We start from the raw sequence: 14,141 nt of genomic DNA, 5'->3' as shown, positions 1-14,141 counted from the left end.
TCGCAATCTACCTTTTTGTTAATACCAATTATAAATTATGTGCGGACGATACACTTTAACTACTTCAGGTCAAATCATAGCCGAATTCTTCAAACTGTCGGCAGTTCCCGATATCAAACCGCGATACAACATCGCCCCAACTCAATCAGTTGCCACAGTAACAGTTGAACCAGAAAAAAGCCAGCGACAGTTCCAATTTATGCGCTGGGGTTTGATTCCCAGTTGGGCAAAAGACATCAAAATAGGCAGCCGCATGATTAACGCGCGATCGGAAACTGTAGCCGAAAAACCTGCTTTTCGCAGCGCCATCAAGCACAGGCGGTGTTTGATAGTCGCTGACGGCTTCTACGAATGGCAGCAGCAGGGAAAGAACAAACAGCCTCACTATTTTCAAAAGGCAGACGGCGAACCTTTTGCTTTTGCCGGTTTGTGGGAAAATTGGGAATCTCCAGAAGCAGAAAAGATTGTATCTTGCACTATAATTACTACGGCTGCTAACGAAACAGTGCAGCCGATGCACGATCGAATGCCGGTGATTCTCTCCGACAGCGATTGGGAACAGTGGCTAGATCCTTCTGTTAAAAATTCTCAGGATGTTTTGCCGCTGTTAAAGCCGTATGCTTCCGAAGCCATGAAAGCAAAGGCGGTGAGTGCGATCGTCAACAGTCCAACTAAAGACAGTCCAGAGTGCATTCAACCCATAGAATAAACCTATAATTAAGCACCGCCTGCTGTAAAACCAGGCAAATAAACTTGCTTTCACTATAATCATTGGAAGTGACAAAACCGAGATAGGGTGGGTTATAATCTAAGATAATTTTTGAGTTGTAGCTTTGGTTCTATCAGCCACAGTTTAACTCACTGGTTATTTTCTCAAAGACTTTTCTTCATCTTAAAATCAGGGAAAACAATATGATCGGATACGTTACACTCGGTAGCAACGATATTGAAAGTGCAGCAAAGTTTTATGATACTTTGCTTGCTGAAATTGGCGCTCGACGATTCATGGAATTCGACGGATTTATCGCATGGAGCGTTTCTCCCGATCGACCAGCACTTGCTATTACAAAACCCTTTGATGGTAACACAGCAACTGTTGGCAATGGAGTAATGATAGCTCTTCAAGTTGACAGTCCAGAAAAAGTCAACTTAGTTTATAACAAAGCGATCGAACTTGGAGCTAAGGATGAAGGAGCTGCGGGACCAAGAGGCGTGTTGCCAGGGTTCTATGCGGGATATTTTCGGGATCTTGATGGGAATAAGCTCAACGTGTTTTGTATGACTGAGCCAAACACTTAAGATTTTTATTTTTCGTGAGGCTGGCCGAAAACCAGCTATTTCCGATTGTTAGCTATTAGTTATCAATCTTTAAATAAGAGTTGATAACTAATAACTAATTACTAATGACTAATAACTAAATTAACTCTCGTACATCCGCGCTTCAGCCGCCTCGGGATTTTCCTCGCAATACTCGTCAAAAGCCGTTTTCTCAAGCTTCATCGATCGCTGGTGAGAAGCCTCAGCCTGCATTTCCTCTACAATATCCCACGCTACCGCGCACTCTCTAGAAGTAGCGCCTTTCTCGGCACAGATAGTTCTGGCATCCCCGATCGCCCGTTCGATTTCTTCCTCAAATAAAACACTTTTCGGCTTCTCGACAAAATCGCTTTTTGTCAAGATATCGGTTACTGAAATAATGCCCAGCAGTTTGTCTTTAATTACCGGAGCTCGGCGGATTCGGGTATTCGCGAACAACCTCGCCACGTATTCCACGCCCAAGTCGGGATTCACCGTGATGCACGGTTTGGTCATAATCTCGAAGACGCGGACTTTCTGCGGGTCTACTCCGTAGGCTGTTACTTTGTAAACAATATCCGTTTCCGTGACAATTCCGTAGGCGTCTTGTTCGTGGCGGCGTTCCACAATTAACGCGCGCAAACACAGTTCGTTCATCATCGCCACCGCTTCAGCTACAGTTGCCGAACCGCGAATGGTAACAACATCTGTGGTCATAATATCTTGGGCTTTCATCATCATTTTTTATTGCTTCCTGCTTATAAAGTCTAGTGCGTCCCGATTTTGGGCTGTCCTTTTGATTTGTCATCCATCATGAGGACTGACCCTCAAAAACCCGGTTTATACTAAAATATTGGGTTTAGTAACGATAAATCCGGTCAGCAACTGGGTTCCTGATGAATCGTGCGATCGCAAACTAATCATAAAACCTTTAACGGCACTCGGGATGACAAGTTGCCTGAAACCGCCGATCGATCCCCCGGAACCTCCGGAAACCCGCGAGTTCCCGCTCAGACGTGCTTTTTGTGCGATCCCCCAAGCAAGAGTGAAGTATGGGGGCGATCGCTCCTTGAGCTTGTTTGACTCAGATTTTCCAGCCCCAGGCTCAAAGAAGCAAAAGTTAACACAAACTAACCAACTGCTTGCGCTCGCACAGATCCCCGCCTCTGATAAACTTGATTGCTGGGAGTGCAAAAGAGCACAAGGCACGCATCAGAAGTTGAGAGGATCTAGTTCGTGGACAATGTAATCGGTTTAGAGATTATCGAAGTAGTTGAGCAGGCAGCAATCGCTTCCGCTCGCTTGATGGGCAAAGGCGAAAAAGATGAAGCCGACAGAGTGGCTGTAGAAGCCATGCGGGAGCGCATGAACAAAATTCATATGCGCGGTCGCATCGTGATCGGCGAAGGCGAACGCGATGACGCACCCATGCTTTACATCGGCGAACAAGTAGGTATTTGTACCCGCGAAGATGCCAAAGAAATCTGCAACCTAGATGAATTGATCGAAATTGACATCGCTGTTGACCCCTGCGAAGGTACTAACCTGGTTGCTTACGGTCAAAACGGTTCGATGGCAGTTTTGGCAATATCTGAAAAAGGTGGTTTGTTTGCTGCTCCCGATTTCTACATGAACAAATTGGCTGCTCCTGCTGCTGCTAGGAATCATGTAGATATTCGCAAGACGCCAACCCAAAACCTCCATATTATCTCTGATTGCCTCGGCCGCAGTATTGAAGATTTGGTGGTGGTCGTGATGGATCGCGATCGGCACAAAGGTTTAATTAATGAAATTCGGCAAGCGGGTGCAAGAGTTCGGCTGATCAGCGACGGCGACGTTTCGGCAGCGATTTCTTGCGCGTTTTCTGGTTCCAACATCCACGCACTTATGGGTATTGGCGCAGCACCCGAAGGCGTGATTTCCGCAGCAGCAATGCGCTGCTTGGGCGGTCACTTCCAAGGGCAGTTAATTTACGATCCGGCTGTTGTCAAAACTGGTTTGATCGGTGAAAGCAAAGAAAGCAATATTGCCCGCCTGAAAGACATGGGCATCACAGACCCAGACAAGATTTACAATGCTGAAGAGCTGGCATCTGGAGAAACAGTTCTGTTTGCAGCTTGCGGGATTACCCCCGGAACGCTGATGGATGGAGTTCGCTTCTTTGGCGGCGGCGCTCGCACTGAAAGTTTGGTAATTTCTTCTCAGTCGAAAACAGCTCGATTTGTGGATACAATCCATATGTTTGACCAGCCGAAATCTTTGCAATTGAATTAGTGATTAGTTAGTTGTTAACAGTTAAATGTTAACAATTAACAGTTAACTGTTAACAGTCACCGATGATCAGCAATTAGCGATAAACTAATAACTAATAGCAGGTGACTGTTAACAACTAAGAAAGAAATAGTGACAAATCACAGATATGAATATTGCAGTCGTAGGTCTCAGCCACAAAACAGCGCCGGTTGAAGTTCGCGAAAAACTGAGCATTCCAGAACAGAAAGTTGAAGCGGCGATCGCCCAATTGCGCGGCTACCCGCACATTCAAGAGGTTGCCATCCTCAGCACTTGCAACCGCTTAGAAATTTATATCGTTACCAGCGAGTCGGAGCCTGGTGTGCGAGAGGTTATTCAGTTCCTTTCCGAATGCAGTAAAGTTCCTTTGCCGTCTTTGCGCCCTCACCTGTTTATTTTACTGCACGAAGATGCGGTGATGCACTTGATGCGAGTGGCTTCTGGGCTAGACAGTTTGGTGCTCGGAGAAGGACAAATTTTGGCTCAGGTGAAACAAACTCACAAACTCGCCCAGCAGTACAAAGGTGTAGGCAGAATTTTAGAGCGCTTGTTCAAGCAAGCTCTCACAGCAGGGAAGCGAGTTCGCACGGAAACTAGCATCGGTACCGGTGCAGTTTCGATCAGTTCAGCGGCGGCAGAATTGGCTCAAATGAAGGGTCAGCATTTAGCAAGCAGCAAAATTGCGATTATCGGTGCTGGCAAAATGTCGCGGCTTTTGGTGCAGCATTTGCTCTCAAAAGGAGCTAGCCATATTTCGATCGTCAACCGCTCTGTGCGGGGCGCCCTGGAGTTGGCCGGCCAGTTTAAAGATGCTGAATTGCACCTGTATCAGCTCTCAGAAATGATGCAGGTAATTGCCAGTTCCGACTTGGTTTTCACCAGTACGGCAGCTACCGATCCCCTGTTAAATAAAGCTAAATTGGAAGCTGCTTTAGACCCAAATCGCCCTTTGATGTTGGTGGATATTTCTGTGCCGCGCAACGTTGACTCGGATGCGAACGAACTCGCTAATGTGCGATCGTTTAATGTGGACGACTTGAAAGCAGTGGTAGCTCAAAATCACGAAACCCGCCGCAAAATGGCAATGGAAGCTCAGGGCTTGCTGGAACAGGAAGTAGAGGCTTTCGATCTCTGGTGGCGCAGTCTGGAAACTGTTCCTACAATTAGCTGTTTGCGGGATAAGATAGAATTGATTCGGGAACAAGAGTTAGAAAAAGCTTTATCGCGTCTTGGTTCGGAATTTTCGGAGAAACATCAAGATGTGATTGAATCTTTAACAAGGGGGATTGTGAATAAGATTTTGCACGATCCGATGGTACAGTTGCGCGCTCAGCAGGATATTGAGGCGCGGCGGCAAGCGATGCAAACTTTGCAAACACTGTTTAATTTGGATGTGGATGTCAATCAGCAGTACAGCTAGTTTGTCATTAGTCATTGTCATTAGTCATTAGTCGGTTGACAGGAAAGCAGTTAGCCGTTGACTGGAAAGCAGAAGTCATATTATGTCCGGTCAATTACCATGAATAAAAATGCCTCCAACCCTTGTGGCAAAAGCATCATTCGGGAGGGTAAATTGCTCGAACCTGATATCAGTTATCATTCAACCAATAACTAATGACTAATAACTAATGACTAATAACTAATGACTAATAGGCGAATTTATCAAATAATCCTACTGATTGCGGGGCTATGGCTGGTTTTTGAATTTGCCTCCCGCATTGCGGCAGAAATTCTGTGGTTTCAGGAAGTTGGATATCTTCAGGTTTTTCTGTTAAAGCTGAAAACTCAAGGGTTGCTGGGGGCGATCGCAATTGCTGTTTCTTCTGCCTTTTTATTCGGAAATTTGGCTTTAGCCCGCCGCCTGCAGCATCCCGCAGAGAAAATGAAATCGCCGGTTGCGGGGGCGCTATTCGCTTCACTGAGGGCGAACAAAACGGGGAAGAATTACGAATTACCGGTTGCTAAATCCCAAATTACCTTTTCCTGGCTGCTGTTGGCGGTATTCGGATTGAGTTCGATCGCAACTTTGACAGTAATTCACTGCGGGCTGTTAGCTGCAAACAGCCTCACCTATTTCGGTATAGCTGACAAGTTGCCTGCACCGTCGGTGCAATTGGGAATACAGTCAATCCAGCAAATAGGGGTGCAGCTATTTTCTCGCTGGTGGGAGTTGGGCTTGCTGCTGGGGACAATGTTATCTATAGCAATTAAGCCTGATTTTTGGCTGCGGGCGATCGCCCTTTTTCTCAGTTTGGCGATCGGGCTGATTGCCGCCAGTCGCTGGACAAACGTTTTGCAATATTTGAACCCTACTAATTTTAACACAACCGACCCTCTTTTTAATCAAAATATTAGCTTTTATGTATTTATTTTGCCAATCTTAGAGTTGCTAGGATTCTGGCTGACAGTTGTATTTTTGTACGGTTTAGTATCTTGTGCTTTAACATATTTGCTGTCGAGAAATAGCCTGAGTCAAGGGGTATTTTTGGGGTTTTCTCGATCGCAGCAGCGGCACTTGTACGGGTTGGGTGCAGCTTTTATGCTAGCCGCCGCATTCCGCTACTGGCTGGGGCGCTACGCATTGCTGTATTCGCGGGGAGACGTTACTTACGGGGCAAATTATGCTGACGTGACGGTGCGGCTGCCCTGCTATGGATTTTTGAGTATTTTGGCGGGGGCGATCGCACTTTTGATGCTGTGCCAGGTTTGCCAACTCAAAATTAACAATGAACTCATAAAAAAGATTATTTTAGCATGGCTAAGTTTAAGTTTTTTGGGAAGTTGGCTGCTGCCAACAATTGTGCAGCAACTCCTCGTTAAGCCCAACGAACTAGCACGAGAAGAGCCGTACATCCAGCACAGCATTGCCTTTACTCAAGAAGCCTTTGACCTCAAACAAATTGAAATAAAAACTTTCGATCCCGTCGGGCAACTTACTTATTCCGACTTAGAAAAAAATAAACTTACTATTAGCAACATCCGGCTGTGGGACAAACTACCGCTGCTGCAAACCAACCGACAGTTACAGCAAATCAGACCCTATTATACATTCCTTGATGCCGATATCGATCGCTACACAATCAAAAATGAAAAAACAAAAAATGGAGATGCGGAAAGCCAACAAGTGCTTCTGGCAGCGCGGGAATTAGATTACACAGCAGTTGCCCCCGAAGCTCAAACTTGGGTGAACGAACACCTGGTTTACACTCACGGTTACGGCTTTACTCTTTCTCCCGTAAATACAGTCGGTGTAGGCGGTTTACCCGATTATTTGGTCAAAGATATTGGAGTTGCAGCCCAGAAAGGAGAGACTGCTTTGGAAATAACGAGCGATCGAATTCGGGCCAGTATTCCGATCGGCTACCCGCGAATTTACTACGGCGAAGTAACCGATACAGACGCGATGACAGCCACAAAAGTCAAAGAATTCGACTATCCCAGCGGCGAAGACAATGTTTACAATACTTACAGCGGTAGGGGCGGAATTGCGATCGGCTCTATGTGGCGGCGCTGGCTGTTTGCTAATTATCTCAAAAATTGGCAAATGGCGCTGACCCGCAATTTTACGCCAGAAACTAAATTGCTGTACCGCCGAAATATTAACAAAAGAGTCCGGGCGATTGCTCCTTTTTTGCGCTACGATTCCGACCCGTATTTAGTAGTAGCAGACGCCAATCTTAGCAAAGATGATATAGAAAAAGAAAAGGATGAAAATGGCAACGAGATTAAGGCTTCACCCTCGGTCACCGATCAATCTCCCAACTATCTTTACTGGATTATCGATGCCTATACAGCCAGCGATCGCTATCCGTATTCTGACCCGGGAAATCATGAGTTTAACTACATCCGCAACTCCGTTAAAGTAGTGATTGATGCCTACAACGGGTCTGTTGACTTCTACGTTGCCTACCCCTCCGACCCCATTATTAACAGTTGGATTGCTATTTTTCCCGGACTCTTCAAGCCCCTTGACAAAATGCCTCCGGCTCTCCGCAAACATATCAGATATCCAGTAGATTTGTTGAGCATTCAATCGGAACGCTTGCTAACTTATCATATGGAAGACCCGCAAGTATTTTACAATCGGGAGGATTTGTGGCGAGTTCCCAACGAAATTTATGGCAGCGAACAGCAGCCCGTAGAACCGTATTATTTAATTACGAAACTGCCAACGGAAACAGCAGAAGAATTTATTTTGCTGCTCCCATTTACACCAGTAAGCCGCAACAATTTAATTGCTTGGATTGCAGGGCGATCGGATGGTAGCGATTACGGAAAATTGCTGCTGTATCTGTTTCCCAAGCAGCGATTAGTTTACGGCCCGGAACAAATAGAAGCTTTAATTAACCAAGATCCTGTTATTTCCGAACAAATATCTCTCTGGAATCGCCAGGGTTCCAAAGCAAATCAAGGAAACTTATTAGTAATTCCGATTGAACAATCTTTACTGTATGTGGAACCTCTTTACTTAGAAGCCGAGCGCAATAGTTTGCCAACTTTAGTCAGAGTTATTGCTGTCTACGAAAACCGCATCGTCATGGCAGAAAATCTTAATTTGGCACTCAAGGCACTTTTTCAGGCAACATCTACCAATAAACCCGCAATTGTGCGACCTGTAGAAGGAACTAAACCAGCTTTAAAGAGTGAATGAACCGATATTGACGCTCTTGATGCACAGAGAAAATACAGCGAAAATATAAGAGAAAGAGAGAAATTTATTTAGCTTTATGGGTCTGAGATTATTTACATCCACCTGTTTCACTAGGGCATTGCTCATGTAAACTACTGAGATTTCTGTTAGTTAGCCGCCTTGATATCCTGCCACCAAACATAGACATAGGGCCACATCAATCTCTCGTCTCCTGCAGAATCTAGTTTCACTGTCACCTCATAACGGTCAATATGCGTGAGTTCGCCAGTTTTGCCATTCAAATACAATTGTTTGAGATTGTCGGTGAGAATTTCTACCCTTTGATTCAACAGCGGAAGCATCTGGGTAGAAGAACCCTGAAACGGATTTTTGCCTTTGATCACATAGCTGCCCATCAAAGATAAGTACATTGAAGCTAGGAAAAATATTGTACATAAACCCACAATTACCAGTGTTTTTTGTTGTGGAAAACTGGTATAAACGCTCGCATATCCTACGCTCATAGTTCCAAAAAACAACAAATTTGGCAGGTACAGCCCATCTTCCAGAAACACCCTACCAAAAAATATGAGGGCTACCTGAAAACCAAATAATGCAGCCACCCAACTCCACCCAGTTAGCAACGATGCAGATAGTAGCCAATTCATTGCTACAGTAAGGGCGATCGCCATTACTATTGCCCCAAGTGGTGCTGCATAATCGTACTGTCTGAAGGGAAGAAGAACAAAAAATACTAAAGCATAAGCAAAACCCGCAAAAGCCAGTGCTAATCCACTAATTATTTGGTTCCAGTTCAGCATGACGAGGGATTTTTGGAGCGGTAAAGTAAAGCGTTCATCTTCTCTTCTGATAGTAGCCGTTGAAAATTCCCAGCGGACTAAGGGCAGCAACTCTAATCGTAGGGTGCGCCACGAGCAGCTTACCGCTATATTTAGGGGAGCGAACCAATTTGTTAGCCTCGCGTGCTATCCCAGTTTCCAAAGGCAGAAGTCAGCAGGATCAGAAGGTAGAATTTTCAGAAAACCAGATTATTTAGGGTCGATCGACTTAACAAATTGTTGCACAGGCTGCGGTAGAGCCGGCACAAAAGTCTTTCTAAAACCCTTAACATCGAACACTCGCCACAAAATACCCACCGCTACCGTCAAGAAAAATAACGCTCCCAAAAAATTGAACGCACTAGACAGGAAACCGCTGTTCCTTTTTGGCGGAGGTGTAATATGTTTCAGCCGATATACAGCCGGCTCGTAATCTCTGGACTCCTCGCGACTGCGGGACGGGGTTTTGGGGCGGGCACTCGCACTGCGCATCTCAGTCAAACCCGTTTTATGAGTTTTACTAAAACTGCTGGACGACTTCAATTCAGAAGCGCCGCGCGTCCCCGTTAAGTTGCTAGCAGAAGCCCCCGTTTGGCCTACCGCAGCCTCCTGAATTCTGCTGTTAGAGCGCTGAGTCGATTTGCGATCGGCGAGGCTGCGCATCAAACTTTGCAATTGCTGAGTCGCCGCCGGCGGGCGTTCCCCTTTCCTCGCCCAATTTAACAGCATCGCCCCGGTAATCCCGCAGAGATTCGCAGCCCCCACAGAAGCCAGCCGCTTCAGCAGAGGCTGGCTGTTGGACACAAAAATCACCAAAGTGTCGGGGTGTTCCTGAGCCAAACCGTAAACGCACTGAGCCGTCGCTACCACGAGCATTGCTGGCTTGCTTTGATTTTTGATCGAAGGTTCCAGAGCTCGGTGTGTTTCCTGAGCGTCAGTTGCAATCCAGCCGCTGTCGGCAAAAAAGCGCATAAACTCTCTAGCTACTTGCTCTTGAGCTTTTTCCACCGCTTGCCCTGTCAGACGATCTATTTCGTCGTACACTACTTCCGGAATATAGCAAGTCCCCACCTTGGCATATTCTTGCCAAACTTGAGTTCTGCCAGCCATTAAAACATCTGCATCAAAAGTTACCAATACAGGAGGAAGTTGATTAGCCATGACTTTATCCTATAGGCTCAGATAAGTTATTTAAACTCGATCTATCAAGTTTAAACAACTTTTGGGTTATAAAAAAATCAACTTTTGGTAATAGATAAATTGCCTAGGGCGGGGATCTTAATTGGAAATTAGTAGTTAGGAACCCGATCGCCCGAATTTCCCCAGTTCGATCGCTCAATCCCTATATTCCACTAATTTACCGCAACCCAAGAGCCTATTACCAAAGACGCGCGGCTACTGTTAGTTCCCGATTCCCAGACGGCCCGCCAAAGCCGGAGTCAACGGCAACAGCGCAGCAATCATCAAGAACAAAGCTAGCAAACCCAAAGCCGCGCGAGCGTCGTCAGGCTCAGTTAGCTCGTTGAGGCTCGGCCGCTCCAGATTCCGCTGTAAAATCAGAATCACGATCGCCCAATACAGAGCCAAAGGATTAACTAAAGAAGCGATCGCCAGCACCACAAACGTCGCCAAAGTAGCGCGACTTGCTATTTTCCGACCGTAGATGGCTTGCACGATTCTACCCCCGTCCAACTGTCCCGCCGGCATCAAATTAATCGCCGTTATTACCAAGCCCAACCAACCGATAACTACCAGCGGGTGAACGTCAACAATCTGCTGCTGCAAGGCCGAACCCAAAACCACTTTTGCCAAAGTTCCCACCAAAACCGAGCCCTTGAAAAATTCTGCGGGAATTTGAAACAAACTGCCGGGGTGAGACAGCAGCAAACCCGTTACCAGCATTAGCAGAGAAACTATTCCCCCAGCGGCTGACCCGGCAAAAGCGATGTCAAACAAAACTTTACGGTTGGGCAGCAGCGACTCAAAACGGTCGATCGCTCCAAAACAACCTATCTGCAAAGTTGGTATAAAAAACGGCCAACTCAAGCCAACTTTGTACCGATTTGCCAGCACTCGGCGAGCGATTTCACCCGAGCCTAAAACCGCCCAAATTCCCGCTGCAATTGGCAGAACTTCTAGATATCGACCCGGCGAGTTAAAGAAATCGAAACCTAGCAGCAAACCGCCTGTCTCTAAGCTAGTAGCAATTGTTGCCAGCAGCAGCACGACTGCTAGGATTTTTTGAGATACGGTAGTTGGCTGCGGGTCGTTGGTGCTGGGCAAGATAATAACTACTGGCTTGTCGTCCTGATTTTCTACTAAAAATAGGCGGTAGCGATCGTTTAATCTTTCTTCCAAACTTGCCGTCAAACGTGAGTGTACTTGTTCTGGATCTCCCCGGAGATTGCCTTTCAAGATTACCCCATCTTGATAGGGAATCGTGTCTGTGGCAAAGAAAGTATCAATTCCAAAGATGCCTTTAATTGCCTTGAGGTCTTCAACTGGAACGGGAATTATTTCTGATTCATTATTCGCAGGTGACGAGGTGACGATCTTAATGGTTTCTGGGCCAGGTGGTCGCTGCGACTCAGGGGCCGAGAAAGCATCGCTTTGCGACTTTACCTCAGCAGCATCGGGGGGCGATCGCAGCACTGCATCGGATGCAGCCTTACGCAATTGCCGGCCCAGATAAATGTACAATCCCGTGGATGCCACCAGCAGCAACAATACCGCAACTAGATTGAGGTAAATCCCGGCGGCGAACAAACCAAAGAACAGCAACCAGGGACTCATCAGCGCAACTGACTGCAACCAAGCCAAAATTCCCAGTTTGCCAAAAGGTCTGGCGCGATAAAATCCCCAACCCAGAATTCCCAGAGCAACTAATACGAGCGCAATTGTTGCCGTATTTTCCGATGCAACTATAGGCATTCCGGCTGCTTGCGCGAATAGGGGCTCTAATCGGTCGATCGCGCTGCGGTCGAGTAATAGCATTAAATTTTGGGGAATATGAAATAGAGTTGTTGGGAACATATCCAAACCTGTCGGAAACTAGCCTGATTACTAAGGATAACCCCTGAGGGCTAATCGGCCTACAACCTGCTGCTGGTGCTGTTTGAACATCGCAGGCTCTAGGCTATTGACACAATAGACTTGTTATGATACCACATCGGCTATAGCAAACATATACTCAGAAGGGTAGCAGTGTCGATCGCCCGCAAGCGGGAAGATGAGCCCTGGTTTGGCAGGCGGGGCTTTTTCAAGGATTTGTTTCGGATTCGAGCATCCGAAACAAATCCGAAACAAATAAGATTTCAACCGCTCTCTCCTTTTCGGGAAAAAAGTGCTGAAACCCTTGATATCACTAAGTTTGTGTAACGGGTACGGCAGGACTTGAACCTGCGGCTCGCTGCTTAGAAGGCAGCTACTCTATCCAACTGAGTTACGCACCCAACTCAAAAATCGCTAACAAGATTATTGTATCGGTGCAGTGTGCGATCGAGCAAGTAAATAATGTTATGACTTTCGCATAAACCGGTTTGATGTACGAAAATAGGGGGTGGATCGCGAGGGATCGGGAAAAAAACCAAGGTGATGAGAGTGCTTGTGCGTCCAAGAGTGTATCTGACAAAAGCTGGAGCGACTCACCTGCAAACAGCACAATTGTAAATTTCCAATCAAAACTAGGTACGGCGTGAACTAATGTCAGGTATTTAGAGGTCGAGTTAAAACCCAAATATTTTGTCGATCGGATATCTCCATAAAATAAGACGGGGTTCAGACATGATAAGAGTCACAGGTGCTTTTTCGGAGATGTAGATCTGTTATGTTAACATCCGATAGTGGTAAAGCCTAAAACGCTGACCGCATTACCGAAAAACCAGAGATCGTCCCCTGATTTTAGGCATGAGTTGAGCCATAATGACTAATTTGCTGATATTTAGTTATGTTTCCTAACATTGTGCTCGACTTGATATTTGATAAAAATGTGGTAGAACTAGGATTGAAAGACTCAGGTGAAAATCCTTGATGCTATGGAGCCTGTATATAAGCTTCCTGTACGGCATTAAAGCAAAAGAGTCAATCGACCGCTCGGCACGAGCGCGAAAATCAAGCGTTGCCAGTACAGCAGTTGTAAATTGTGGGCGGGCGATTTTCATTCGTGCATTGATTGATACCCCAAGGCTGAGAGACAATCTCAGCTTAGATACTTGTTAGCATTGGTTAGCAAAAAAGTATCGTAACGCTTGAGGAGAGCACCATCTCTGGGTGATCGGGAGCAATCCTGCTAATTTAAGTGGACTCGCGGAATCAAGAATCCCCTCGCCTTTAGGCATGGGGAGTGTCAAAAGCACAGCACCTCGGCCATGACAGGAGTCAAATCGCAGTGTCATGTTTATTCTGAAACGGCAGGATGTTGAAATAACCAATTTTCAACACCCAAAACGGGATCAACAAATTCCCATTCTCAATTATCAGGGGCAGACTTTTCGCCTAATCAGCGCCTTCAACGGCAAGCAAGCAGAAGACGCCAGAGCCTTGTGGCGGGACTTAACCGACAACCGAGGCAAAGCCTGTGTTCTGCTAGAAGAGCCGGATCGATATAGCGTCTGGGGAAAAGTCCGTTTAGATCAGCTTGCCGGTGAAGAACCGGCAGGTAATGAAGCAGCAGCCAAAGCACCGCTGTTCGCGCAAGGTTGTCTGCTGCTCCTCCAAGCTGTTTACTTCGATGTAGAAGACCTCTTAGGTGCAAGGCAAGCCGCATCGTTTCAGAAAGATATCGCCAAGGTATTTCAGCAGGGAAACTTCCCCCAGGCAGACTCCGCTGATGCGATCAAAAATTGGCTAACCGTTAGTCCATTGCAAAATCACAAGGCGCCCCCTTGGCAAGAGCAGCATCTCAAGACCTTATTGCAAGAACTCCACCGTTTGGGTAAATCATACTTTGGCGATACGGGATTCGCTGAGGGAGTGAGCGATGTGCTGCAAGATATGCCAGCAGCGGATCGCACTCAGTTTATAGATTGGCTGAAACAATCAGCCCTCAACAAGTTGTGGATCGCAGCATAGAAGATCTTTGACAA

Annotated in this window: 11 protein-coding genes and 1 tRNA gene; 6 read left to right on the top strand and 6 right to left on the bottom strand. The window is 46.4% G+C overall.

Annotated elements, in window-relative coordinates:
- Window positions 1–37 precede the first annotated feature (37 nt).
- Together QUA54_RS04410 and QUA54_RS04405 are read left to right on the top strand one after the other, a co-directional pair.
- Entirely contained in the window at window positions 38–709 is a 672-nt protein-coding gene (locus QUA54_RS04410) for an SOS response-associated peptidase (RefSeq protein WP_333413527.1), read from the top strand.
- A gap of 203 nt (window positions 710–912) precedes the next feature.
- On the top strand, window positions 913–1,299 hold the full coding sequence (locus tag QUA54_RS04405) for a VOC family protein (protein ID WP_333413526.1): 387 nt from the start codon (window positions 913–915) through the stop codon (window positions 1,297–1,299).
- Window positions 1,300–1,419: 120 nt separating this feature from the next.
- Here QUA54_RS04405 and QUA54_RS04400 read toward each other — a convergent pair whose 3' ends face one another.
- Window positions 1,420–2,037, bottom strand: a complete 618-nt coding sequence (locus QUA54_RS04400; protein ID WP_172190894.1) for a CP12 domain-containing protein — start codon at window positions 2,035–2,037, stop codon at window positions 1,420–1,422.
- 99 nt (window positions 2,038–2,136) lie between these two features.
- Window positions 2,137–2,505, bottom strand: a complete 369-nt coding sequence (locus QUA54_RS04395; RefSeq protein WP_333413525.1) for a hypothetical protein — start codon at window positions 2,503–2,505, stop codon at window positions 2,137–2,139.
- A 27-nt stretch (window positions 2,506–2,532) separates the two neighbouring features.
- On the opposite strand from QUA54_RS04395, the gene glpX reads away from it, so the two are divergent.
- The 3 genes from glpX to QUA54_RS04380 all read left to right on the top strand — a co-directional run bounded on the left by glpX (window position 2,533) and on the right by QUA54_RS04380 (window position 8,239).
- On the top strand, window positions 2,533–3,570 hold the full coding sequence (glpX, locus tag QUA54_RS04390; RefSeq protein ID WP_333413524.1) for a class II fructose-bisphosphatase: 1,038 nt from the start codon (window positions 2,533–2,535) through the stop codon (window positions 3,568–3,570).
- Between the two features lie 145 nt (window positions 3,571–3,715).
- A complete protein-coding gene (locus QUA54_RS04385; protein ID WP_333413523.1) occupies window positions 3,716–5,008 on the top strand; it encodes a glutamyl-tRNA reductase in 1,293 nt (430 codons plus the stop codon).
- A gap of 222 nt (window positions 5,009–5,230) precedes the next feature.
- Complete coding sequence (locus tag QUA54_RS04380; RefSeq protein WP_333413522.1) at window positions 5,231–8,239, top strand: UPF0182 family protein; 3,009 nt, start codon at window positions 5,231–5,233, stop codon at window positions 8,237–8,239.
- A 146-nt stretch (window positions 8,240–8,385) separates the two neighbouring features.
- On the opposite strand, the gene QUA54_RS04375 is transcribed toward QUA54_RS04380, so the two are convergent.
- From QUA54_RS04375 to QUA54_RS04360, 4 genes are all read right to left on the bottom strand, one after another.
- On the bottom strand, window positions 8,386–9,129 hold the full coding sequence (locus QUA54_RS04375) for a hypothetical protein (RefSeq protein ID WP_333413521.1): 744 nt from the start codon (window positions 9,127–9,129) through the stop codon (window positions 8,386–8,388).
- A 138-nt stretch (window positions 9,130–9,267) separates the two neighbouring features.
- Entirely contained in the window at window positions 9,268–10,218 is a 951-nt protein-coding gene (locus QUA54_RS04370; RefSeq protein ID WP_333192738.1) for a PIN domain-containing protein, read from the bottom strand.
- A 240-nt stretch (window positions 10,219–10,458) separates the two neighbouring features.
- Window positions 10,459–12,090, bottom strand: coding sequence for a site-2 protease family protein (locus tag QUA54_RS04365; RefSeq protein ID WP_333413520.1), 1,632 nt, complete (start codon window positions 12,088–12,090; stop codon window positions 10,459–10,461).
- A gap of 345 nt (window positions 12,091–12,435) precedes the next feature.
- Window positions 12,436–12,509, bottom strand: a tRNA-Arg gene (locus QUA54_RS04360).
- Window positions 12,510–13,449: 940 nt separating this feature from the next.
- Here QUA54_RS04360 and QUA54_RS04355 point away from each other — a divergent pair.
- A complete protein-coding gene (locus QUA54_RS04355) occupies window positions 13,450–14,127 on the top strand; it encodes an Npun_F0813 family protein (protein WP_172190886.1) in 678 nt (225 codons plus the stop codon).
- The last annotated feature ends 14 nt before the right edge of the window (window positions 14,128–14,141 follow it).

The organism is Microcoleus sp. MOSTC5 (genome assembly GCF_036701825.1).
GTDB classification, from domain to species: domain Bacteria; phylum Cyanobacteriota; class Cyanobacteriia; order Cyanobacteriales; family Microcoleaceae; genus Microcoleus; species Microcoleus asticus.
Note: the sequence above shows the minus strand (reverse complement) of the source record. Positions and strands in the feature narration are given on the sequence as shown.